The sequence below is a fragment of the Amycolatopsis anabasis genome (assembly GCF_009765355.1).
Lineage (GTDB): Bacteria > Actinomycetota > Actinomycetes > Mycobacteriales > Pseudonocardiaceae > Amycolatopsis > Amycolatopsis anabasis.
The window spans coordinates 81,206-102,607 of sequence record NZ_VTHK01000013.1; the positions used below are offsets into that span (position 1 = coordinate 81,206).

22 protein-coding genes and 1 tRNA gene are annotated in these 21,402 nt (G+C 70.2%); 14 read left to right on the forward strand and 9 right to left on the reverse strand.

Annotation, left to right across the window (positions count from 1 at the left end):
• Window positions 1–73 precede the first annotated feature (73 nt).
• Genes FXO23_RS18830 through FXO23_RS18840 form a run of 3 tightly spaced genes read left to right on the forward strand, consistent with a single transcriptional unit; the run spans window position 74 to window position 2,864 of the window.
• Window positions 74–1,465 carry an amidase gene (locus tag FXO23_RS18830; protein WP_158886630.1) on the forward strand — a complete coding sequence of 464 codons (1,392 nt, stop codon included), beginning with the start codon at window positions 74–76 and terminating at the stop codon, window positions 1,463–1,465.
• On the forward strand, window positions 1,459–2,016 hold the full coding sequence (locus tag FXO23_RS18835) for a TetR/AcrR family transcriptional regulator (RefSeq protein WP_158886632.1): 558 nt from the start codon (window positions 1,459–1,461) through the stop codon (window positions 2,014–2,016). Before FXO23_RS18830 ends, FXO23_RS18835 begins: the two co-directional genes overlap by 7 nt.
• A complete protein-coding gene (locus FXO23_RS18840; protein ID WP_158886634.1) occupies window positions 2,013–2,864 on the forward strand; it encodes an oxygenase MpaB family protein in 852 nt (283 codons plus the stop codon). The genes FXO23_RS18835 and FXO23_RS18840 overlap by 4 nt, the downstream gene beginning before the upstream one ends.
• Here FXO23_RS18840 and FXO23_RS18845 read toward each other — a convergent pair.
• The 3 genes from FXO23_RS18845 to FXO23_RS18855 are packed head-to-tail and all read right to left on the reverse strand — an operon-like array spanning window position 2,812 to window position 4,519.
• Window positions 2,812–3,417 (reverse strand): TetR/AcrR family transcriptional regulator, encoded by a 606-nt coding sequence (locus FXO23_RS18845; RefSeq protein ID WP_158886635.1) that lies wholly within the window; start codon window positions 3,415–3,417, stop codon window positions 2,812–2,814. The two genes, FXO23_RS18840 and FXO23_RS18845, sit on opposite strands and share 53 nt — an antisense overlap.
• Window positions 3,417–3,827, reverse strand: a complete 411-nt coding sequence (locus FXO23_RS18850; protein ID WP_158886636.1) for a VOC family protein — start codon at window positions 3,825–3,827, stop codon at window positions 3,417–3,419. Before FXO23_RS18850 ends, FXO23_RS18845 begins: the two co-directional genes overlap by 1 nt.
• Window positions 3,828–3,859: 32 nt before the next feature.
• Window positions 3,860–4,519, reverse strand: coding sequence for a TetR/AcrR family transcriptional regulator (locus FXO23_RS18855; protein WP_158886637.1), 660 nt, complete (start codon window positions 4,517–4,519; stop codon window positions 3,860–3,862).
• 66 nt (window positions 4,520–4,585) lie between these two features.
• Here FXO23_RS18855 and FXO23_RS18860 point away from each other — a divergent pair, with 66 nt between their 5' ends.
• Window positions 4,586–5,611 carry a CSLREA domain-containing protein gene (locus FXO23_RS18860; RefSeq protein ID WP_158886639.1) on the forward strand — a complete coding sequence of 342 codons (1,026 nt, stop codon included), beginning with the start codon at window positions 4,586–4,588 and terminating at the stop codon, window positions 5,609–5,611.
• Here the strand turns inward: FXO23_RS18860 and FXO23_RS18865 are convergent.
• Complete coding sequence (locus FXO23_RS18865; protein WP_158886641.1) at window positions 5,587–6,153, reverse strand: CGNR zinc finger domain-containing protein; 567 nt, start codon at window positions 6,151–6,153, stop codon at window positions 5,587–5,589. The two genes, FXO23_RS18860 and FXO23_RS18865, sit on opposite strands and share 25 nt — an antisense overlap.
• Before the next feature lie 115 nt (window positions 6,154–6,268).
• Here FXO23_RS18865 and FXO23_RS18870 point away from each other — a divergent pair, with 115 nt between their 5' ends.
• Together FXO23_RS18870 and FXO23_RS18875 are read left to right on the forward strand one after the other, a co-directional pair.
• Window positions 6,269–7,075 carry an alpha/beta fold hydrolase gene (locus FXO23_RS18870; RefSeq protein WP_179956812.1) on the forward strand — a complete coding sequence of 269 codons (807 nt, stop codon included), beginning with the start codon at window positions 6,269–6,271 and terminating at the stop codon, window positions 7,073–7,075.
• Between the two features lie 157 nt (window positions 7,076–7,232).
• On the forward strand, window positions 7,233–7,436 hold the full coding sequence (locus FXO23_RS18875; RefSeq protein WP_158886645.1) for a hypothetical protein: 204 nt from the start codon (window positions 7,233–7,235) through the stop codon (window positions 7,434–7,436).
• On the opposite strand, the gene FXO23_RS18880 is transcribed toward FXO23_RS18875, so the two are convergent.
• Window positions 7,429–7,884, reverse strand: coding sequence for a nitroreductase family deazaflavin-dependent oxidoreductase (locus FXO23_RS18880; protein WP_158886647.1), 456 nt, complete (start codon window positions 7,882–7,884; stop codon window positions 7,429–7,431). The genes FXO23_RS18875 and FXO23_RS18880 overlap by 8 nt on opposite strands.
• A 788-nt stretch (window positions 7,885–8,672) precedes the next feature.
• Here FXO23_RS18880 and FXO23_RS18885 point away from each other — a divergent pair.
• On the forward strand, window positions 8,673–9,359 hold the full coding sequence (locus FXO23_RS18885) for a TetR/AcrR family transcriptional regulator (RefSeq protein ID WP_158886649.1): 687 nt from the start codon (window positions 8,673–8,675) through the stop codon (window positions 9,357–9,359).
• A gap of 2 nt (window positions 9,360–9,361) precedes the next feature.
• Here the strand turns inward: FXO23_RS18885 and FXO23_RS18890 are convergent, their stop codons facing one another.
• Window positions 9,362–9,853, reverse strand: coding sequence for a thioesterase domain-containing protein (locus FXO23_RS18890; RefSeq protein WP_158886651.1), 492 nt, complete (start codon window positions 9,851–9,853; stop codon window positions 9,362–9,364).
• A gap of 274 nt (window positions 9,854–10,127) precedes the next feature.
• Entirely contained in the window at window positions 10,128–10,745 is a 618-nt protein-coding gene (locus FXO23_RS18895; protein WP_158886653.1) for a L,D-transpeptidase, read from the reverse strand.
• A 191-nt stretch (window positions 10,746–10,936) separates the two neighbouring features.
• Here FXO23_RS18895 and FXO23_RS18900 point away from each other — a divergent pair.
• The 5 genes from FXO23_RS18900 to FXO23_RS18920 all read left to right on the forward strand — a co-directional run bounded on the left by FXO23_RS18900 (window position 10,937) and on the right by FXO23_RS18920 (window position 14,850).
• Window positions 10,937–11,023: transfer RNA gene (locus FXO23_RS18900), tRNA-Ser, on the forward strand.
• 170 nt (window positions 11,024–11,193) lie between these two features.
• Window positions 11,194–11,454: a hypothetical protein gene (locus FXO23_RS18905; protein ID WP_158886655.1), complete on the forward strand. Its 261-nt coding sequence runs from the start codon at window positions 11,194–11,196 to the stop codon at window positions 11,452–11,454.
• Between the two features lie 14 nt (window positions 11,455–11,468).
• Window positions 11,469–11,717, forward strand: a complete 249-nt coding sequence (locus tag FXO23_RS18910; protein ID WP_158886657.1) for a hypothetical protein — start codon at window positions 11,469–11,471, stop codon at window positions 11,715–11,717.
• A gap of 72 nt (window positions 11,718–11,789) precedes the next feature.
• Window positions 11,790–14,480: an FtsK/SpoIIIE domain-containing protein gene (locus FXO23_RS18915; RefSeq protein ID WP_158886792.1), complete on the forward strand. Its 2,691-nt coding sequence runs from the start codon at window positions 11,790–11,792 to the stop codon at window positions 14,478–14,480.
• Window positions 14,467–14,850 carry a hypothetical protein gene (locus FXO23_RS18920; protein ID WP_158886659.1) on the forward strand — a complete coding sequence of 128 codons (384 nt, stop codon included), beginning with the start codon at window positions 14,467–14,469 and terminating at the stop codon, window positions 14,848–14,850. Before FXO23_RS18915 ends, FXO23_RS18920 begins: the two co-directional genes overlap by 14 nt.
• Before the next feature lie 162 nt (window positions 14,851–15,012).
• Here the strand turns inward: FXO23_RS18920 and FXO23_RS18925 are convergent, their stop codons facing one another.
• Window positions 15,013–17,499: an endonuclease/exonuclease/phosphatase family protein gene (locus FXO23_RS18925; RefSeq protein WP_158886661.1), complete on the reverse strand. Its 2,487-nt coding sequence runs from the start codon at window positions 17,497–17,499 to the stop codon at window positions 15,013–15,015.
• 118 nt (window positions 17,500–17,617) lie between these two features.
• Between FXO23_RS18925 and FXO23_RS18930 the strand changes: the two genes are divergently transcribed.
• Both FXO23_RS18930 and FXO23_RS18935 read left to right on the forward strand, forming a co-directional pair.
• Entirely contained in the window at window positions 17,618–18,946 is a 1,329-nt protein-coding gene (locus tag FXO23_RS18930) for a BNR-4 repeat-containing protein (RefSeq protein ID WP_158886663.1), read from the forward strand.
• Window positions 18,947–19,017: 71 nt separating this feature from the next.
• Complete coding sequence (locus FXO23_RS18935) at window positions 19,018–19,233, forward strand: hypothetical protein (RefSeq protein ID WP_158886665.1); 216 nt, start codon at window positions 19,018–19,020, stop codon at window positions 19,231–19,233.
• Between the two features lie 22 nt (window positions 19,234–19,255).
• On the opposite strand, the gene FXO23_RS18940 is transcribed toward FXO23_RS18935, so the two are convergent.
• Window positions 19,256–21,322 (reverse strand): ATP-binding protein, encoded by a 2,067-nt coding sequence (locus FXO23_RS18940; RefSeq protein WP_158886667.1) that lies wholly within the window; start codon window positions 21,320–21,322, stop codon window positions 19,256–19,258.
• Window positions 21,323–21,402 lie beyond the last annotated feature (80 nt).

Genomic DNA, 21,402 nt, shown 5'->3' on the forward strand with positions numbered 1-21,402 from the left:
TCGGATTCGACCTGCCGATCTTGGTTACTCGCTGGTACTGTTCGTACGAGCGAACGAGAGGGAGGCGGCCGCCATGACCGACACCCGTCCCGCCGGTGACCTCGCCTTCGCCGGGCTGGCCGCGCAGGTCCGGCTGCTCGCCGAAGGCGCGGTGACCTCGGTCGAGCTCACCACCAAGGCCCTGCACCGCGCCGAGGCCACCCGGTCCACGCTGAACGCCTTCCGGTGGCTGCGCCGCGAGGACGCGCTGCGCGAGGCCGCCGAGGCCGACCGTCGCCTCGCCGCCGGGGACCGCGCGCCACTGCTCGGCGTGCCGATCGCGGTCAAGGACGACGTCGACGTCGCCGGGCTGCCCACCGCGTTCGGCTGCCCCGGCGAGTTCGGCGTCCGCGACACCGACAGCGAGGTGGTGCGGCGGTTGAAGGCCGCCGGGGCGGTGCTCGTCGGCAAGACCAACACCCCGGAGATCGGGCAGTGGCCGTTCACCGAGGGCAGCGCGTTCGGCGCCACCCGCAACCCGTGGAACACCGACCACACGCCGGGCGGCTCCTCCGGCGGATCGGCCGCCGCGGTCGCCGCCGGGATCGTGCCCGCCGCACTCGGTTCGGACGGCGCCGGATCGGTCCGCATCCCGGCCGCGTGGAACAACCTGGTCGGCATCAAACCCCAGCGCGACCGCGTCTCCCCGGCGCCCGAACCGGAACTGTTCCACGGGCTGACCGTGCTCGGCCCGCTGGCCCGGACCGTCGAAGACGCCGCGCTGCTGCTGGACGTGGCCGCCGGAACGGACTTCCACCGCACCGCGGCACACCGGGAACCGGGCTCGCTGCGCATCGGGCTCTCCTTCCGGATTCCGTTCACCGCGACGAAAACCAGCCTGGATCCGCGGGTGCGCGCCGCGGTGACCCGGCTCGCGGGATCGCTGCGCGAACTGGGCCACCGGGTGGTGCCGATCGAACCCCGCTACCGGCTCATCGGCCTGAGCTTCCTGCCGCGGTCCCTGGTCGGCGTGCGCGACTGGTGCCGCCGCGTCCCCGAACCGGGCCTGCTCGACCCCCGCACGCGCGCCAACGGGCGCAACGGATCCCGCCTCGCCGGGCCCGCGCTGCGCCTGGCCCGGGCCGCCGAACCGCTGCTGCACAAGCAGATCGGCGCGGTCTTCGACGACGTCGACGTGCTGCTGGCGCCGACCACCGCGACCCCGCCGCCGCGCGTCGGCGCCTTCGACGGGCTGTCCGGCTGGCAGACCGATCAGGCGATGATCGCGGCCTGCCCGTACTGCTGGCCGTGGAACGTGCTCGGCTGGCCCGGGGTGAACGTGCCCGCCGGGCCGTCCCCGGACGGCCTGCCCCTCGGCGCCCAGCTGCTCGGCCCGGCCGATTCCGAGGAACGGCTGATTTCCCTTGCCGCGCAACTGGAAACCGTCGAACGCTGGCACGAGCGGAGGCCACCGGCGCGATGGTGAACACACGGGAGGCGATCCTGGTCGCCGCGTTGAAGGTGATCGGCGAACAGGGCGTCGCCGGGCTGACGAACCGGCGGATCGTGGCCGACGCGGGCGTCTCGCTCGGCACGCTGACCTACCACTTCCCCAGCCAGACCGAGTTGCTGCGCCAGGCGATGCTGCTGTTCGCCGAACAGGAGACCGCGAAACTGGCCGCCCTGGCGGAAACGCACCGGGCCGAGAACCCGACCGTCGAGCAGGCGGCGGCCGTGGTGGAGCGGGTCATCGAGCAGATGGCGCTGGGCACCTACGAGATCGCGCCGCTGGAGTTGTACCTGCAGGCCGGGCGGGACCCGGCGTTGCGCGGTTCGACCCGGCGCTGTTTCGCCGCCTACGACGAACTGGCCACCACCATCCTCACCGCGCTGGGCGTGCCCGAACCGGAACGGCTCGCCGGGCCCGCGGTCGCGCTGATCGCGGGCCTGCAACTGCGCCGCCTCGCGACCGGGGCCACCGCGGCCACCCCGGCCGCCGAGGCGCTGACCATGCTCGTGCGCGGCGCGGGATCGTGACCGCGCCGCCGATCGTGCGGGGCACCGCGGCCTGGCGCTACTTCGGCGACTTCCGCGGCGCGCTGCTCGCCGGGCAGGTGCTGCTGTTGCAGGTCGCGCATCCGGTGGTGGCCGCCGGGGTGCGCGATCATTCGAACTACCAGCAGGACCCGTGGACGCGCCTGCTGCGCACCGCGGGTTCGCTGTCCATCTACATCTACGGCGGCCGCGACGGCGCCCGGTTCGAGGCCGATCGGTTGCGGGAACTGCACCGGTCCTTCCGCGGCGTGGACGCCGACGGCAACCGGTACAGCGCGCTGAATCCGCACGCCTACGCCTGGGTGCACGCCACCCTGGTCAAGCTTCCCGTGGACGCGCAACGGTTCTTCGGGCATCCGCTGACGCCCGCCGAACTGGACGAGTACTACGCGCAGCTGTGCGAGGTCGGCCGCATGCTCGGCCTGCGCGAGCGGGACATCCCGCCGGACTGGGCCTCCTTCGAGGACTACTACGACGAGATGGTCGCCGGGTTCGGTCCCAACGAAACCATCGAAACGCTCCTGGAAACCATCCGCACGGTGCGGAAACCCCGCTCGATCCCTGGTCCACTGTGGACTCCGTTGCGGCGGTGGCAGCACCGGTTCCAGCTGTTCCTGATCAGCGCCACGCTGCCCGCCGACTTCCGGGACAAGCTTGGTCTACAGTGGACTCCCGGGCGGCAGCGGCGGTTCGACCGGTTCCGGGCGGTGACGCGGATGCTGGGTGATCTGCTGCCGATTTCCCTGCGGTCGGTGCACGTGCGGACCGTCGGCAGGCTCAACGTCTGGCTGCGCGCGCATCCGGCGATCCTGCGGCGGCTGGTGAAATAGCCGCCAGGACCGCGTCCACGGTCTGCTCGGCGAGGCGGTCGTCGAGCGGCAGGTGCCGGAACAGCGCGCGGTAGTAGATCGGCGCGGCCAGCGCGTCCAGCACGAAATCCAGGTCGATCCCGGCAGCCACCTCGCCCCGCTCGATCGCCGCGCGCAACGCCTTCGCCGTGGTCTCCCGGCGCGTGTCGAACACCGTGCGCAGGAAATGCGCCGACAGTTCGGGATCCTCGGCGAGATCGGCGACCAGCGCGGGCAGCACGCGGCCCAGGGAGGTCTCCCGGAACGCGGTGAGCACCGTGGTCATCCCGGTGATCAGGTCGGCGCGCAGATCGCCGGTGCTCGGGGTGGGATCCAGCCCGAGCATCGCGGCGACCGCGTCCACCACGAGATGCCGTTTCGACGGCCAGCGCCGGTAGATCGCGGGCCGGTGCACCTCGGCGCGGGCCGCGACCCGGCCGATCGACAGGTCGGCGTACCCGCCCTCGTCGAGCAGGTCCCGCGTCGCCGCGAGCACCGCCGCGTCGATCCGATCGTCGCGCGCACGGCCCGGCATCAGAACACCGGTTTCGGCATCAGCACGACCCGCCACCCGTCCGGATCCGGGAACGTGAGGCCGCCGTTGGCCGCCCAGTACGGGTTCTCCGCCTCGACCGGTTCGACGCCGAACTCGCCCAGCCGCTGGACCGCCGCGTACATCTGGGCTTCCCCGGTGAAGTAGAGCACCAGCAGGTTCTCCGCGCTCGGCGCGTCGCCCGGGCTTCCGTCCGCGAAGGACGTGAACTCCAGGTGGTACTCCGCGCCGGGCAGGCCGAGCATCACGCCGTCGTACCCCGCGTGGTTCTCGAACCGGTAGAGCTCTTCGAGCCCGAGGCCCTCGGTGTAGAAGCGGATCACCTCGTCGAGCCGGTCGGTCGGCCGGGCGACCCGGACCTGGGCCACCGGCCACGCTGCTGTCGTCGTCATGCCTCAACAGTACAGTACGTACCGTAATAGAACTACGGCAGCGTGAGCAGGGCCGCCGAGGCGCGCATCACCGCGGGTTCCAGTTCGAGCATCCGATCCGTCGCGCCCGCGATGACCTGCTGGAACGCGAGTTCGTGCATCGCCCCGGCGAGTGCGGTGAAGGCCGAATCCGGCGCTTGCGGCCAGTCCGGACGGGCCCGGCGCGCGGCCTCGTGCCAGGCGCGCAGCATCGCCGCGAGGTCGCGCCGCACCTGGGCGCAATGCTCGATCGCGACCGTTCCCACCGTCGGCCCTTCCACCAGCGCCGCCCGGGCGAGCACCGGACTGGCGGCCAGGAACGCCAGGTAGGCGTGCACGGCCGCGCGCAGTTGCTCGATCGGCTCGGCCGCGGCGACCTGGAGCCCCGCGTCGATCACGTGCCGCATGAGCGCGGCGTTGCACAGGTCGTAGGCGGCGAGCAGGCAGTCCTCGCGATCGGCGAAATGGTCGTAGAACGTCTTCCGGGAGACCCCGGCCTTCGCTGTGACATCCGCGACAGTCGCCGAGAAGCCCTTCTCGGCGAGGAGCTGCCATCCGGCCCACAACATGCGGCGACGCTGACGCGCGGCGATCTCCGCGCGGGACAGGCCGTGCGGCCCTCGTGGCAGGGGCTCCGGGGGCGTCTGCAGTTCGGCGAGAGTGGGGGCTTGCACGAGCTATGTACATTACCGTACACACATCGTGTACATCGGTGTTTCTCACTTGGCCAGGAGGCAGTCATGATCTTGAGAAAGTCGGTTCCGGTGGCGCTGGCCGCGCTGGGCGCGCTGGCGTGGCCGGGCACGGCGCAGGCGGCCCCGGCCGCGAACGAGGTCGTGTACACAGTGGACAGCACAGCGGACGCGCCGGACGCGAATCCCGGCGACGGCGTGTGCCGCAGCGGCGCGGGCGCGTGCACGCTGCGGGCCGCGATCATGGAGTCCAACGCCGGCCAGGGCGCCCGGATCACGGTTCCCGCGGGGCATTTCACGTTGACCATCCAGCCACCGCCGCTGCCGCTCGGCCCGTTCCCGGACGCGTCGACCGGCGACCTGAACATCCTCAAGCCCGCGCGGATCAGCGGCGCCGGATCCGGTAAGACGGTCGTGGACGCGAACGGCGTCGACCGCGTCTTCTTCACCAGCGACAATTCCACGATCAGCGATCTGACCGTCACCGGCGGCGTGACCCGGGAACGCGAGCTGGTGTTCATCACCGGTGGCGGCGGCATCCTGAACACGTCGAATCTGAAGTTGCGGCGGGTCGAGGTCACCGGCAACCGGGCCGACTACGGCGGCGGGATCTTCAACATCCCGCTGTCCGATCTGGAAATCTCGGACAGCGTGGTGGCCGGGAACTCCGCGGGTGAGGCCGGGGGCATCCGGTTCGACTGGTCGGGCAAGGTCACCAACTCACGGATCACCGGCAACAAGGTGGTCAACCCGCACTGGGTCACGCATCCCGCGTCGCTGGGTGGCCGCGGCGGCGGGATCGACCTGCGCGGTCCGGGTCCGCTGACGATCGAAGGCTCGGCGATCACCGGCAACAGCGCGACCGACGAGGGCTCCGGGCTGAACGCCGCGCCCGCCTACCTCGACTCGTTCGTGCCGCCCAACGGCGGTTTCCCGCTCAGCGTGGTGATCCTGAAGAACTCCACGATTCAGGGCAACACCGGGTCAGCGAACTGCACCCGCGCCTTCGCCGCGTTCTTCACCGACGGCGGCGAGCTGGACCGGACCTGTCACAACGATCCGCCCCGGGCGTAGTGCGCGCGGGCCTTCGCCCGGTTTCCGCAGCGCGCCATGGAACACCACTGCCGGTTGCGCTTCGGCGAGCGGTCGACGAAGCGCAACCCGCAGTCGGTGGCCGCGCAGATCCGCACCGGCGCGGCCTCGACGGCCAGTTCGATCGCGTCGGTCGCGAGCGCGGCCAGGGCCGCCGCCACCGGATCGGCCGGCGCGAAGCTCCGCAGCCGCACCCTTCCGTCGCTGTCCACCCGCAACTGCGGCGGCGCCGGGGGCACGGCGGCCGCCAGCACGTTCACCGTCTTCACGTCTGTCGCCTTAGGACGGTCACCGGCCGCGGCGGCGCGCAGCAACCGGTCGGCGGACTCCCGGAGCTGGAGCGCTTCCTCCAAGTGCCGCGCGGTCACCTTCGCCTTGCGCTCGAGCAGCCCCGCGACGGTCAGCCACTCGCCGAGCGCGGCCGGATCGACCAGCAGCTCGCGCCCGCCGCGCTTGCGATCGCGCAGCGTGTTGACCAGGTCGACGCTCGCGCGCCCCCCGTCGAACACCCACTCCGCGGTCATCACCCCAGCTTACTCCTTGCCGCCGCGCGACACCTGGCCTTACCCTCTAACCCTATAACCCGGTTAGAGAGGTAGAAGAGTGGAAGCTTCGACGGCGACCGTGAACGGAATCCGGATGCACTACCGGATCGCGGGCGAAGGGTCACCGGTCGTGCTGCTGCACGGCTGGCCGCAGACCTCGTACTGCTGGCGCAAGGTGATCGGCGATCTGGCGCACGAGCACACGGTCATCGCGCCGGATCTGCGCGGTTACGGGCTGAGCGACAAACCGCGCGACGGCTTCGACAAGCGGACCATGGCGACCGACGTCTCGGAACTGGTGCGTTCCCTCGGCTTCGACCGGGTCGGCGTGGTCGGGCACGACCGCGGCGGCCGGGTGGCGCACCGGTGGGCGCTGGACCGGCCGGAGGAGGTGGCCCGGCTCGCCGTGCTGGACATCATCCCGACCCGGGAGATGTGGCGGCGGATGGACTCCGAGGTCGGCCGCGGCTACTGGCACTGGCTCTTCCACCTGCAGCCCGATCTGCCGGAACTGCTCGCCGGCCGGAACATCGCGGGGTATCTCGGATACTTCTTCGAACGCTGGACCTACCAGCGGCACGGCCTGGACCCCGAGTCGGTCGCCGAATACGTGCGCGCGTTCTCCGCGCCGGGCGCGCTGCGGGCGGGGTTCGACGACTACCGCGCCTCCTTCCCGGCCGACGCGGCGGACGACGACGCCGACGCGGGCCGGAAACTCGGGATGCCGGTGCTCGCGGTGTGGGGGTCTACGGGTCTGCTCGGCAAGCTCCCCACCCTGGAGATCTGGCGCGACTACGCGGAAGACGTGACCGGCGAGGCGTTGGCGGAGTGCGGGCACTTCCTCGCCGAGGAACAACCCGCCGCGCTGCTGGCCCGCCTCCGCCCGTTCCTCGCGGGTTAGCTCTCCCGACCCGACCGTGGGCCGGGAAACCTGCCGTTGTGCCGATGCCACCGCCCCTGACCGCTGCATGTTTCGGTGATCGGGCGGTGGACCGGAACGTGATGTCGTAGCGTGTGAGACTCCGGCGGGAACACCAGTGCGGCCTCGGGAGCGAACCATGAAACGGTGGATTCTCTTCGCGTTCGGAGTCCTGTGCGCGGCGATCGGCGTGATCTGGGTGCTGCAGGGCATCGGCGTGCTCGGCGGCAGTTTCATGACCGGGCAGAAGCTGTGGTTCCTGATCGGGCTGGGCGTGCTGCTGGTCGGGGTCGTCCTGGCCGCCGCGACCTTCCGGGGAACCGGCCGCCGGAAGGTCAGCTGAGGGTTCCGGTCGCGATGCGGAAGATCGGGTAGCGAGGGGCGATCCGGCGCAGGTCCGCATCGGTGGCACCGGCGTCCACGCCGTCGAAGAAGACGCCGACCTCCCACTTCCAGCGCTTGAGGTAGGCGCGCAGTATGGCCGGTTTGGCGTCGTCGGCGAGTTCGGCCGCGGTGAACTCCTCACCTCGGCGACCCACCCGCAGCAGGCCGTCGCCCGCGGCGCGAAGGTTGCGCACCCACTGGGTCTCACCCCGCGGCGCGACGAGATACCGCTCGCCGTCGAAGGTCAGCAGGTTCACCGGAACCGACCGCCACTGCCCCGACTTCCGACCCCGCACCGACAGCACGCGGCTGCCCCACAAGCTCACCCCCACCTTGGTCAGCCCTGCGACGACCCGGTTGAACACGGCGGCGGCCCCGCCAGGCTGCACGTAGTGGATCTTGTTCATCGCTGTCTCTCCTCCAGAACTTCACTTCGGGCCACTTCCGAGGCCGCTTCAGGTCTTTGGATCTCGCGTCTTCGGATCTCCCCCGAGATCACCACTCTCCTCCGAGATCACCGATCTCTTAGGAGAGCACCGCTCTCGTACGAGATCAGTGAACCCGAGACCAGTGCCCCAAGTCAAGAGCAGCGCTCTCAATTGAGATCACCGCTCTCGAACCCGAACCCCGATCCCCAATGCGATCCCACCGCGCCCCCCAAGAGAGCACCGCTCTCCAAAGCGACTACCGCTCTCCAGGCAACTCCCACTCCCCGAGGCGACTACCACCCTCCACCTGGCCGCCCCCTCCAACCAACCCCCGCTCTCCAACCAACCCCCGCTCTCCAACCGGCCCCACCCTCCAACCCGGCCGCCACTCTCCTGGCGACCACCACTCTCTGGCGACCACCACTCTCCAGGTGACCGCTGCCCCCAAGTGAACTGCCGCTCCAGGTGACCGCTCTCCAGGTGACCGCCGCCCTTCAGGTGACTGCCGCTCTCCAGGTGACTGCCGCCCTTCAAGGTGACTGCCGCTCTTCAAGGTGGCCGCCGCTCTTCAAGGTGGCCGCCGCTCCGAAATGTGACTACTGCTCCCCGAAGTGACTGGCGCTCTTCTACGAGAGCGGCGCTCTCGAATGTGGCCGATGCTCACCCGCTCGACCGGCGCCCTTCCGCAGCAGCCAGTCAACCCTCACCATAGAGAGCACTGATCTCGAATTTGTGCAGTGCTCTCGGTTTGTGGCAGACTGGCGGTCATGGCAGGCACAGGAACCCGAACGGCACGCGAACGTGCCCGGGATGAACTGACCCAGGAGATCAAGGACGTGGCCCGGCGGCAGTTGGCCGAGGTGGGCGCGAACGGACTCTCGCTGCGCGCGGTCGCCCGGGAGTTGGGCATGGTGTCGTCGGCGCTCTACCGGTACTTCCCCAGCCGGGACCACCTGCTCACCGAGCTGATCATCGACGCCTACAACGCCATCGGCGAGGTCGCCGAGAAGGCCGCCGCCATCGACGCCGATCCCCGCCAGCGGTGGCGGCACATCTGGCACGCCGCCCGCACCTGGGCCAAGGCCCACCCGCACGAATACGCGCTGATCTACGGCTCACCCATCCCCGGCTACCAGGCCCCGCGGGACACGGTCGCCCCGGCGTCCCGGGTCGCGCTCGCCCTGGTCGGCGTGCTCGACTCCGCCGCGCTGCGCCCCGCCTTCGAGGGCCCCAAACCCTCCGCGAAACTCGCCCGGCAGACCGAAGACCTCGCCGCCCGGCTCGAAGCGGACCTGCCCGCCCCCGCGCTGACCCGCCTGCTCATCGCCTGGGCACAGCTCTTCGGCGTGATCAGCTTCGAACTGTTCGGGCAGTTCGTCGGCAGCGTCGACCCCACCGACGAATTCTTCGCGCACACCACCCAGCAGATGGCCGATTTCGTCGGACTCCGCTGAACTCAGCCGCCGAGCCGCGCCGCCCGGTCGCGTTCGGCGAGCACGCCCTCGAGATGGTTCGCGACGGCGGCCACCTGAGCGGGCTCGCTCTCGGACAGCCGGGTGCCCGGGATCCGCACGATCCGCAGATGCGGACACCAGCCGTACCAGCCGAGCGAACTGTCCCCCTCGGCGCGCTCATCGGCGCGGTACAGCACCACGCCGCCGTCGAACCGGCCGGAAAGCACCGGGGGCGGCACCGAGTCGATCAGCACGACCAGGTCGACCCGCTCCCCGACGGACACCAGCCGCCGCGCCGCTTCGAACGCGAGCACGCCCGCGTCACCCCAGCCGGCGAGGCGGTACGGCCCGCCGGGATGTTCGGCGCGCAACTCCTCGGCACACCGCGCGGCGGCCTCCGGGGTGTCGTCGTGCACCCGGACCAGCGCCCGCTTGGCGCCGAGCCGGCTCGCCAGCGGTGCACCGGTTTCACCGCCGCCTGGGCGGAAGAACACCAGGGGAATCGAATACCGAAGAGAAACTGGCAGCACGAAAACCGCCTCCCGGATTCATTCCGCAAACAGATCCGGGCAACCCTACCCGCCGGTAAACAAGCCCCACAACCCCATATCCGGAACCGGGGTTAACCCAGTCGACCTTTGTCAGGTTCGGCACAAAACCCGCGCCGGCGCACTGTCCGGACCGCCACAAAAGCGCCGAACCCCGATTTACCCCGGCCACCTTGATCTGACCGTGATCAGCGCTTCAGAAATGAGACCCAACCCACACTCAGCGGACGACCTGGACCGGATCACCGACCTGCAGGGTGTTGAAGAACTTCAGCGAGGCCGCCGCGGACAGGTGAATGCACCCGTTGGAGTAGTTCTTCAGGCTGCCGGTGTGGAAGGCGTCCCCCGGGTAGAAGAACACCGAGTTCGGCATCGGCGCGTCGAACTCCCGGCTGTGGTAGTTCTTCACCTTGTTGATCACCCGGAAGGTGCCGGCCGGGGTGGCGGCGCCGCGCTTGCCGGGCAGCATCGGCACCGGACCGTAGGTGACCTTCCCGCCGGAGAGCAGCCACGCCTTGTGCGCGGACAGGTCGACGCACGCGCCCTCGGTGATCGTGCACGGAACTCCGGGCGCCGGTTTGGTCTCGGCGACGGGCTTCGGCTGGTCCTTCTTCGGCTGCGACGACGGCGTGGTCTTCGTGCTCGTCGGCGCGCTGCTCGAACTCGGCGGCGGGGTCGAAGACGACGAAGACGACGGGGGCGTGGTGGCCGCCGGTGCGGGCGCGCCCGCCGCGGCCCCCGCGCCGACGACGTTCGCCTCCCCGCTCGCGCCACCCGAGCAAGCGGCCAGCACTCCGGCCAGCGCCAGGCCGGACACCGCGACCAGAATCTTTTTCACTCCCACGCCAAACCCCCGTCACATCCGTTCGATCTTCACCCGTCCAGACGCCGCACACCCCTGGGAAGTTGAGCCGGTCAGGTGGTTCGTAGATCACGATTTCGCCACTCGCGGTGCGTACCGGTGCGGTGACGCCGCGACGCCGGACCCCGTATCCGCTGGCAGGCACGCGCCCCTGTACCCTTCTCGGCGGAGGATTGGCCGAGCGGCCTAAGGCGCACGATTGGAAATCGTGTTGGGTGTAAAAGCCCTCACGGGTTCGAATCCCGTATCCTCCGCGCTTGTCGAAGGCCCCGGGCGGCACCCTGCCCGGGGCCTTCGTTGCCCCTTGCGGCAGATCCATGGCCCTGATCGGGCCTCTGTATCGGTTCACGCTAGGTTGTCCGCCATCGGTCCCGCCGCGGACCGAATCCGAGTAATTCCGATACACCCCAAGGAGTCCACGCCAATGGCCGGAGTGGAAGAGGTCCGGGCTGGAATCGCGCAGGCGAACGAGAAGGCCTCCGCGAGCATCGCCGCGCTACAACAGGCGGCGCAGTCGCTCGGAGAGGCACAGCAGATCCTCTCCCAAGCCACCGAAGGCAGCTCGCAGAACGAGGTCAACGAGGCGCACCGGATGATCGCCGAAGCGCTGAACGGCATCAACGACACGCAGGGCACGGTCGAGGCCTGTATCTCGTCCGCGGAATCGTATGCGGCCCGCCTCTGACTACTGTCCGTGCCATGTCCGTCCTCTCCGAACTACACGAACAGTTCAGTGCCGCTCGTGCGAAACTGATCGAGGCAACCGAGCACACCAAACGGGCGGTGGACCTGCTGAACGAAGCCAGGAAAGCGATCGTCGACGCACACGCGCAGGCGGAACCGTGGGTGCCGCCGCAACTGGACGGCGCGATCGAACGGCTCGGCTCCGACGCGGACCGGCTGTCCGCAGCCGAAGACCTGGTGAGCAGGTACGAGGCGCGCCTCTAGCGAGGAATTGATCCGTTGAAGTTCCAGAAGGCCAGCGAACAGCGCGAACGCGTCGTCGCCGCGCTGAGCGAGATGCGGCAGCAGATCGGGCTCGTTCTCGGGTCCGCTCAGGCGGCCCGCGAGGCGGCCGAGACCGACCTCGCCAGACTGGAGCTGGAACAACGGATCGTCCGCGCCGGGATCGATCAGGCCGGCGCGGACGAGCAGGTGCTCGAACAGCTGCGGCACCCGGCGATGGCCGGGGTGCGCAAATGGCTGGAAACCGTGCGCGCCCAGTTCTACGCCGAGGCGGCGACCGTGCCCCGCCGGCTGCGGGAACTGGTCGCGGAAACGGCCCCGGGCCCGGCCGGTCGCCCGCCCGGCGACTGGCTGGGCACGGTGGGCAACGCCAAGCACCCGCCCGCGCTGTGGCGGATCGGCTCGTCCACAATGGACAGCAACGGCCCGTTCGACGTGGTGGTGCCGCTGCTGGACGAATCGCATCTGTCCATCACCTCGGCGCCGAAGACCCGGGACCGGGTGGACGCGCTGATCGAGAACCTGCTGATGCGCGTGCTCAGCACGGTCGAACCGGGCGCCGTGCGCATCCACTTGTGGGACGTCGGCCAGCTCACCGCCGTGCTCCCGAACCTGTACCCGCTCAGCCGGACCAGCGCGCTCAACACCTACGACCCGACCCGGCTGGACGACCTGCTCGACGAGCTGGCCGGGCACATCCGGCGCATCCACGAGCAGACCATGAAATCCGGGTACACCTCGTTGCGCGCGATGCGCCTGGCCGACGGGCACCGCCGGGAACCGTGGCGGATCGCGGTGCTGTACGGCAACGGGGACACCTGGAGCCCGGAGCCGCTGCGCGCGCTCAAGCGGATCGCGACCGGGGCGCACGCGGCCGGGATCTCGCTGATCACGGTCGACTTGCCGACCGTGCTCGGCGGTTCGGTGGAGAACATCCGGTTGCTCGACGAAAGCCACGCGGTCACCAGCATGACCGGGCCCGAGCTGATCGTCGACCTGGACCCGCCGCTGCCGGCCGGGCAAGTCGCCGGGGCGGCGAACCGGCTGGCCCAGGCGCTGATCGAAAAGCAGGGCGGGCCCCGGTCGTTCGCCGATCTGCTGCCGCCCGAACTGGGCCAGGGAAACTCCGCCGAGGAACTGCGCGCCCCGGTCGGCTTCTACGAGGGCGACCCGGTCGAGGTGGTGATCGGCGACCACAGCCCGCACGCGCTGATCGGCGGGCCGAGCGGATCCGGCAAGACGAACTTCCTGTACGCGCTGCTCGGCAGCCTCGCCGCCCGGTACCCACCGGGTGAGCTGGCGCTGTACCTGCTGGATTTCAAGGAGGGGGTGTCCTTCGCCGGGCTCGCCCCGGGCCGCAAGGACGCCACGTGGCTGCCGCACGCCAAGCTGATCGGCGTCAACGTCAACACCGACCGCGAGTTCGGCCTCGCGCTGCTGCGGTTCCTCGCCGACGAGCTGCGCCGCCGGTCGACCGCGGCGAAGGAGCACGAGGTCACCAACCTGGCCGGGTTGCGGCAGGAGGATCCCGAGGGGCACTGGCCGCGGATCGTCGCGGTGATCGACGAGTTCCAGTACCTGTTCGCCGGGCGGGACGGGGTGACCAACCAGGCGACCGCGCTGCTCGAGGACATCGCGCGGCGCGGCCGGGCGCAGGGCATCCACCTGATCCTGGCCAGCCAGGACGTGGCGGGCATCGAGGCGTTCTGGGGCAAGCCCGCGGTGTTCGAGCAGTGCACGCTGCGCATCGCCATGCCGAAGGCGCGGCGCGTGCTCGCCGAGACGAACAACGCGGCGGTGGGCGCGCCGAAGTGGCACGCGGTGATCAACCACGATTCCGGGGTGGCGCACGGCAACCAGCTCGCGCACGTCCCGGACGCCAGCAGCAAGGACGTGTTCCCCGCGTTGCAGGCGAGGCTGTGGAACGCCTACGCCGTCGAGCACGACCGGCCCCGCCTGTTCGACGGCGCGCATTCGCCGGTGCTGGAGCAGGTGTCGGCCTTCGCCGAGCTCAAGCCGGACGGGCATCCGCGCGCGCTGCTCGGCCAGTCGATCGACGTCCGGGAGGCGGCGTGCGGCGTCGAGCTGTCCCCCTCGCCCGGCCGCAACCTGGCGGTGCTCGGCACCTCGGCCGCGGAAGCTCTGTCCATTATGGACGCGGCGACGCGGTCGCTGGCGCGGCAGTACGAACCGGGCGGGGTGGAGTTCGTGGTGAACTGCCCGGTCGAACGGTGCGTGCACGCCGTGCGCGAGCTCGTCGACGGGCTGTGCGCCGCCGGGCACCGGGCGGTGCTCGTCAGCGACGCGGACCTCGGCGCCCGGCTGACCGAGATCGCCGCCCAACCGGCCGGGCAGACCCCGCGCGTCCTGCTGCTCTACGGCGTGGACGCGGCGCTGCCCGCCCTGGAGGCGAAGAAGCCCGGCGAACCGAAGAGCGGTCTGGACCAGCTGCGCGTGGTGCTCAAACACGGGCCGGGCAACGGCGTGCACACGCTCGGCTGGTGGCGCAGCACGGCCCGGTTGAAGGACACCCTCGGCTTCGGCGGCACCGACGACATCGGCGCGTGGGCCGCGCTGGACGTGCAGGGCGCCGAACTGGGGCCGTTCGCCGCGGGGATCGTGGTGCACTGGTCGCCGCGGCCGGGGCGGGCGCTGTTCTTCGACCGGAGCACGCACAGCGCGCCCGAAGTGATCATTCCGTTCCTGCGACCCGACCGGGAGCATGGTGTCCATGACGTCGCCTGACGGAGCCGACGGAGTCAGTGCCGCGATGCGGTACAAGGAGATCGTGGGCCTGGCCGCCAAGGCCGCGAACGATCTGCGCGCGTGGGAGCTGAACCGCGCCGAGGAACTGGACTCGGCGATCGCCGCCGCCCAGGCGGCCGTCGAAGCCGCCGCCGAACGGGAACAGCGCACCTCGCAGGGCGCCAACCACTGGTGGCGGATGGCCGAGGACAACGTGTCCCGGTTGTCCTGGCTGGAACTCGCCGAGCCGCCCGGGCCCGCCCCGAACGCCCGGGGCGACCGGCTGGACCAGTACCTGGCCGAGGTCAAACCCGCCTACAACCAGCTCGTGCACGCCGTCCTGCAACTCGGCTGGCGCGCCCGCCGCTAACTGTGTTTATGGTGCGCGCGACCGGATTTGCGTAGCCAGGCCGTGACTCCCCCAGTGCGGTCACCATTGCAGGTCAGCGGCCTGCCTCCACAAATCCGGGGCCTTCGGCCCAACCGCGCGCCTGGTCACCTCGGGCGAAACACGCGTCTTTCGAAACCATGACTAATGGGGGAAGGTGCGCTCCAGCCAGTCGAGGGCGTCGTAGTAGGCGTCCCCGAGGCGGCTGCCCGTGCCGGGGCGGAAGCGGACCACCTGCGGATCGTGGTCGCTGGCCTGGTCGGCGAACTCCGCGTTGACGTGAACCACGTCGTAGTCCACGCCGCGCGGCGCCGCCGAGGCCAGGATGTGGTCCAGCACCTGCGAGTTGCCCTCGTAGACGTAGCCGTACCGCTCGTTCTCCGGCAGCGTGTCGATCAGCGCCCGCAGCGCGCCGCCGCTGGTGAGGGTGCGCACCGCCGGGGAGAACGGGTAGTCGTTGAGGTCGCCCGCGACGATCACGTTCGCGTTCCGGTCCACGGCCAGCAACTGGTCGACGAATCCGCGCAGGACCTGCGCCTGCCGCACCCGCTGCACCTCGGAACTCCGCGCGGGCGGCTGGAACCGGCCGTGGACGGGCTGGTCGCCGCCCTTGGAGTTGAAGTGGTTCGCGATCACGAAAACCGTGCGGCCGTGGAAGACGAACTCTCCCGCCAGCGGTTTGCGGCTGGCCTGCCACGCCTCGTTGCCCGGGTCGACGCGGCCCGGGGAAACCGAGAGGTGCGGTTTGCCGTGGTCGTCGCGCACGCGCACCGCCGTGGCCGAGTCCCCGCCCGGCCGGTCCACAAAGGACACCCGGGCCGGGTTGAACAGGAAGCCCACCCGGATGTTCCCGCCGGGCGCGCCGCCGTCGGCGAGGTCGGCCGGATCGATCTGCCGCCATTCGTACCGCGGCCCACCGGCGGCCACGATCGCGTCGGCGAACCGTCGCAGCGTCTGGTCGGCGGCGACCACGCCGTCACCGTGGCCCTGCTCGCCGTTGTTGTCCTGGATCTCCTCCAGCGTCACGATGTCCGGCCGCTGGAGGTTGTCGACGACGCCGTGCGCGAGCTGGTCGAACTTCCGCTGGTCGTGCACCGCGGAGAGGTTCTCCACGTTGTAGGTCGCCACGGCGAGTTCGCCCGAGCGCTGGGGGCGGGTGACCTCGCGCTGGAGGCCGTTGTCCTTCAGCTCGCCGAGCGCGGTCGCGAAGAGCGTGTAGCCGCCGAACGAGTCGTACTCCACCGGGCCCGAGGTCGGCCCGCCGAGCGTGTCCCCGGTGTTGGCCTTGGGGAACGGCCGCTGCGCGAACGGGATCAGTGACTCGATCTTGAGCACGCCGGTGTTCGGCCGGTCGTATCCGGTGTACAGCGTGCCGCCGCGCGGGGTCGGCCGCTGGCCGGGCTTGGTGGTGACGTAGAGCTCGTTGTACTCGGTGGTCCGGCCGACGACCCGCGCGTCGGTGACGCTGACGATCTCGCTCTCGTGCGCCTCCCAGAAGTCCAGCGCGTACGTCGCCGGTTCCAGCGCCAGCCCCTCGATGTTCCCGCCGGGCTGGGGAACGAGCGCGTCCGGCACGGTGTCCGGCGCGAGCGCGGTCGGCGCGGGCAGCGCGTTCCCGCTGGACGTCACGGTCCACTGTGGACCTGTGAGTTCGGTGAGCGACTGGTACCTGGAGTCCCGCAGGTTGTCCGGGTAGTACTCCTTGACCGTGCCGCGCACGGTCACCGCGTCCCCCACGGCGACGGCCGGGGTGGTCGAACCGGTGAACACGAACAGGCCCTCGCTGGTGCGCGGATCGGCGTCCGGCCGGGGATCGGTGAACCAGAACCCGCGGGCCGAGCCGAACGTCCGCAGCGCGGTGACCACGCCGGTCACGCCGCCGACCTGCCTGCCGTCCAGCGGCGAGATCCGCGTGGTGCCCTGGATGTCGTGGATGCGCGCGTCGACCGGGGCCGGATCGCCACCGGGGGTCTCCCCCTTGGCGTTGACCGGGGTCGGCGCGCCGACGGCGAAGTCCGCGGCGTTGGCGTCGGTGTCGGCGAGTGCGGCGCCGCGAGCGACCGAGGTGGTGTTGCCAGGCGCGGGGGCCGGGGCGCCCTCGCGGACGGTCGCCGAGCCGTAGCCGACCAGATCGCGGATCCGGGTGTCCGCGGCGCAGTCGGCGGCGGTGCGGCAGGTCAGCGCCTCGGTGCCGTGCACCAGGGCGACCGTGCCCGCGGTGGCCGCGAGGGCGATGGTCCCGGTGGCGTCCGGCGCGGGCAGCGCGACCGTTCCGCCGGTGCCCTTGGCCTCGCCGATCAGGTACCGGGCGCCGGGCTGGAGGCTGCCGGTCAACGGCGTCACCTGCCACCGGCTGGTCGGGCTCGGTGCGCCCGGCAGGTACTGCACGCTCCACCCGGCCAGCCTCAGCGGGGCCGGGCCCGCGGTGACCAGTTCGATGAAGTCGCTGGTCAGCGTCGCGCCGGAGTTGCCCCCGCCGCCGTAGACCTCGGCGATCACGGCGTCCGCGCTCGGCTCGGCCCCGGCCACCGGGGTAGCGATCCCGGCCAGCACGAGAGCGGCGGCGAGCACACCGATCCGTCGCGAGTAAGTCACCCTCAGTCCCCCTCTTCCGCGGTGCGGTCGTGGCATCGTCCCCCGGACAAGCGACGAGTGAGAAGACAATGTGGCAACAATTCGTGACACTTCCGGCCCGGTTCGCGGTGTGCCAGGATGAGCTTCCGCCGCCTGGACACCAGGAGGCTTTTTCATGCGCCGGTTCTCACGGTTGCTCTCTCCCCTGACCATCCTCGCCCTCGCCCTGACTTCGGCCCCCGCGATCGCGACGTCCCGCGAGTTCTCGGTGATGACACCCGCGGCCTCGGTCGCCTCGCGCAGCGACCGGCGGCCGGTCGCGGGCGGGGTGCACGATCCGGTCGCCGGGCGCACGTTCATCTCGTGGTCCGGTCGACACGCCGACGCCTACGTGCAGGCCTACGACCACCGCCGCGGGACGTGGACCGCGCCGAAACGGCTCGCGGGCGGGGAATCCGATTCGCACAACTACCCGACCTTGGTGCAGGCCGCCGACGGGCACCTGCTGGTCTTCCGCGGCATGCACAACAGCCGGACGGTGGTGAGCCGGTCGCCGCGGGCGCGTTCGCTGGACGGCGAGTGGACGCACACCGAGGTCGCCGCCGGGGCCGCGGCCAGCTATCCGATGCCGGTCAAGCTCGCCGGCGGCACGCTGATCGTGTTCTACCGGGAGACCGCGGCCGAACTCGACCCCGGTGCGCCGACCGATTTCCGCCCGCTGAAGTACCTGGTGTCCCGGGACGACGGCCGCACCTGGCGGAACTCGGTCGAGCTGACCGGGAAGCGGTGGGCCCTCGGCTCGCTGGGGCGCGCCGACCACCTGGACGAGATCTACGCGGGCCAGCTGCGATACGACTCGCATACCGGTCGTATACAGCTCGTATACACACTGGCCGGTGGTGGTCCGGACCAGCACAAGCACGACTTCTACCACCGAAACGTGTACTTCGCGTCCTTCGACCCGGCCACCCTGCGCTTCTTCTCCGCGTCCGGGCGCGATCTCGGGACGCAGGTGGACGACGCCGAGCAGGAGCGGTACCTGAAGGTCGCGGACACCCCGCTGGAACGGCCCGCCGGGACCAAGTCGCCGGACTACATCCTGCAGACCGGCGCCCAGGCCGACGGCAAACCGTTCGTGACCTGGTTCCAGTTCGACACGACCGGGACCCCGCACGACTACGCCGGCGCGTGGAACGGCCGCGGCTGGGACGTGCGCGAGGTGGCGACCGGGCTGCGGCTGCGCGAACTCGAACCGCTCGGCGGCGGGGTCTGGCGGGTCTACGCGACCCGGGACGGGAAACCGGATATCGAGACCTACCGCCTGACGGGTGGCCGGGACTGGCACCCGGAAACCGTGATCCGCACGCCGAAACCCGTGCAGCGCGTCGAAGTGATCACCGGCTTCCGCGACCCGGCCCGGGTCCTGGCCACCGGCGCGTCGAGCCAGCGGGACGTCTCGGTCGCCGACGGCGACATCTACGTCGCCGGACTACGCGGCCGTTAAGCGGAAAATGCCGCGCCGTCCGGTCGGAGTCGCCGCTACCCTGGCGTGATCCGATCGGGCGGGGAGGCGCGATGTGGGCGTTGTGGACGATTCTCGGCGTATTCGTGGTGATACTCGGCATCGCCGCGGTCGTGGACCTGAAGGACCGCGCACGCGGCGGGGTGCGCAAGGTCCGGCTGCCGGGCCGGATGTCCCGGGTTCATGAGGCCGAAATGGCCTTCGACCCGGTGAACTGGGACCGGAAGCACTACCGCACCGATCCCCCACGGGCGTCCGAAGACCGGTAGACCGCAGTTGGCCCTGGACGCTTCACGGTGCTAGGCGATCGCGGATGCCGTCCGCGCGTGGATCCCCCAGCTCTTCGAAGATGGCCAGCGCCGCACCGAAATGACTCCGCGCCTCGTCGGTTCGACCGGCGAGGCTCAGGGTCTCGCCCAGGTTTTCGTGCACGACCGCTTCGCCGTGCCGGTAGTCAACGCCGTGCCAAATCTCCAGGGCACGGTTTCCATGTTCAAGGGCGGCGTCGAACCGTTCCAGATGCCGGTACACCCGGCTCATCGTGTTCAGCACCCCGGCCACATCACGGCTGTCCCCGGTTCCGCTCCGAAGGTCCAACGCGATCTGAACACAGCTGAGCGCCTCGTCAAACCGACCGAGGCCGCAGCAGGCACCGGCCAGGTAGACCCGCGCGTCCGCCTCACCAGCCCGGTCGCCGATTTCCGCAGCGATAGCGACGGCGCGTTCCAGGTGATCGACGGCTTCGGCGAACCTTTCCTGCTGGCAACAAGCCTCGCCGAGGTCGCGCAAGGCCCACGCCTCACCCCAACGCTGGCCGGTGTCCCGCCACGCGTCCAGCGCCTGGCGGAGATAGCCGATCGCGGCATCGAACTCCCGTCGATCCAGATGGGGCAACGCGATACCGCTCAACAGCCATGCCTGCGCGTCACGTTCCCCCAGTCGCCGAGCGGACGCCAGGCCGATGCCAAAAGAGGTGATCCAGTCATCCCACGGCTTGCGGACGACGAAATAGCCGAACAGCACCACGGGAAGCCGATATGCCAGGTCGTGGTCGCCGCTGTCCGCGGCCTGACGAACAGCCGCGACAAGGTTGCCGCTTTCGTCGTCACACCACTGGAGCGCCTGTCGCGGATCCGCGAACTCAGGCAGCGCACGGGGAACCTGCGACTGCTCCAGCGGGTAACGAAATCGGTTGGGATAGAGGACGGATACCGCCTTCTCCGTGGAATACAGCAGCCACGTATGCAGGCGGCGCATCGCGGCTCTCCGATCGGCCTCGGTTTCGTCCACCTCCGCGCATTCGGCCGAATACACACGAAGGAGATCGTGCAGGCGATAACGCCGTGGACCGCTTTCGTGCAACAGGTGCGCACCGACCAGAACACCGAGTTGCCTCCGCGCCTCGGCACGCGAAACATCGGCCAGCGCGGCCGCCGCCGCAAGGCTGAGGTCCGTCCCGGCGGGCAATGAAAGCAGCCGGAACATCCGAGCCACCGGCGGCGGAAGAATACGGTACGACCACGAGAAAACCGTGCGTACGGAGGAGAAGTCATCCTCTTCGGAGGTCAGCGCGTCCAGACGTTCGTGTTCCTCCGCGAGTTCCTCGACCAGTTCGGACGGCCGCTGCCCGGTGACCAGCCGTTCGGCGACAATGCGCAAGGCCAGGGGCAGGTAACCGCAGAAGCGCGCCAGCTCATTCGTCGCATCCGGTTCGGCGTCGATCCATTCGGGCCCGCTGACCTGGCGCAACAGGTCGACCGCGCGATCTGGAGGTAACACGTCGAGCGGTAGGCGGTGGGCGCCCTCCCTGGTCGCAAGCCCCGTCAGACGGCTGCGACTGGTGATCAGAACCCGGCAGGTCGACGTCCCCGGCAGCAGGGGGCGAACCTGGTCGACGGTCGCGGCGTTGTCCAACAGCACGAGCATCCGGCGCTCGCGAAGCAGGGAACGGTAGAGTCCGACCTTGGCAGCCAGCCCGAACGGCACGCGATCCGCCGGTAGGAACGCACACAGCAGCTCGTTCAGGGCCTCTTCCGCACTCAAGGAATCATTCGCATGATATCCGCGGAGATCGATGTAGAGTTCGCCGTCCGGAAACTGGTCGCGCACACCGTGGGCCCAATGGGCAGCGATCGCGGTCTTGCCGACGCCACCGATACCCGCCACCACCACATGGCCGGGCGCGTCCTCGCCCGACTCGGTCAACCAGGACGTCAGCCCTTCGAGCACTGACTCGCGATCCACAAAGGGCACCGTGTCCGGCGGAAGCTGGCGCGGGACCGGTAAACGGATCGTGTTCTCGATGTGGAGGGTGGAGATGTCCCGCGCCTGCACCACGTTCGTGGCCTGGCCGGACATCCTGTTGTCCGTTGCGCCCTCGTCCAAGTCGGCCCCCATACCGGCAGGTATCTCGCTGATACTGTCCGCCAGCAAACGGT

Bases quoted from the DNA above. Each gene is read 5' to 3' on its own strand.
- FXO23_RS18830 (WP_158886630.1), top strand. From the start codon at position 74: ATGACCGACACCCGTCCCGCCGGTGACCTCGCCTTCGCCGGGCTGGCC.
- FXO23_RS18835 (WP_158886632.1), top strand. From the start codon at position 1,459: ATGGTGAACACACGGGAGGCGATCCTGGTCGCCGCGTTGAAGGTGATC.
- FXO23_RS18845 (WP_158886635.1), bottom strand. From the start codon at position 3,417: ATGCCGGGCCGTGCGCGCGACGATCGGATCGACGCGGCGGTGCTCGCG.
- FXO23_RS18850 (WP_158886636.1), bottom strand. From the start codon at position 3,827: ATGACGACGACAGCAGCGTGGCCGGTGGCCCAGGTCCGGGTCGCCCGG.
- FXO23_RS18860 (WP_158886639.1), top strand. From the start codon at position 4,586: ATGATCTTGAGAAAGTCGGTTCCGGTGGCGCTGGCCGCGCTGGGCGCG.
- FXO23_RS18865 (WP_158886641.1), bottom strand. From the start codon at position 6,153: ATGACCGCGGAGTGGGTGTTCGACGGGGGGCGCGCGAGCGTCGACCTG.
- FXO23_RS18870 (WP_179956812.1), top strand. From the start codon at position 6,269: ATGCACTACCGGATCGCGGGCGAAGGGTCACCGGTCGTGCTGCTGCAC.
- FXO23_RS18875 (WP_158886645.1), top strand. From the start codon at position 7,233: ATGAAACGGTGGATTCTCTTCGCGTTCGGAGTCCTGTGCGCGGCGATC.
- FXO23_RS18880 (WP_158886647.1), bottom strand. From the start codon at position 7,884: ATGAACAAGATCCACTACGTGCAGCCTGGCGGGGCCGCCGCCGTGTTC.
- FXO23_RS18885 (WP_158886649.1), top strand. From the start codon at position 8,673: ATGGCAGGCACAGGAACCCGAACGGCACGCGAACGTGCCCGGGATGAA.
- FXO23_RS18905 (WP_158886655.1), top strand. From the start codon at position 11,194: ATGGCCGGAGTGGAAGAGGTCCGGGCTGGAATCGCGCAGGCGAACGAG.
- FXO23_RS18910 (WP_158886657.1), top strand. From the start codon at position 11,469: ATGTCCGTCCTCTCCGAACTACACGAACAGTTCAGTGCCGCTCGTGCG.
- FXO23_RS18915 (WP_158886792.1), top strand. From the start codon at position 11,790: ATGCGGCAGCAGATCGGGCTCGTTCTCGGGTCCGCTCAGGCGGCCCGC.
- FXO23_RS18920 (WP_158886659.1), top strand. From the start codon at position 14,467: ATGACGTCGCCTGACGGAGCCGACGGAGTCAGTGCCGCGATGCGGTAC.
- FXO23_RS18925 (WP_158886661.1), bottom strand. From the start codon at position 17,499: ATGCCACGACCGCACCGCGGAAGAGGGGGACTGAGGGTGACTTACTCG.
- FXO23_RS18930 (WP_158886663.1), top strand. From the start codon at position 17,618: ATGCGCCGGTTCTCACGGTTGCTCTCTCCCCTGACCATCCTCGCCCTC.
- FXO23_RS18935 (WP_158886665.1), top strand. From the start codon at position 19,018: ATGTGGGCGTTGTGGACGATTCTCGGCGTATTCGTGGTGATACTCGGC.
- FXO23_RS18940 (WP_158886667.1), bottom strand. From the start codon at position 21,322: ATGTCCGGCCAGGCCACGAACGTGGTGCAGGCGCGGGACATCTCCACC.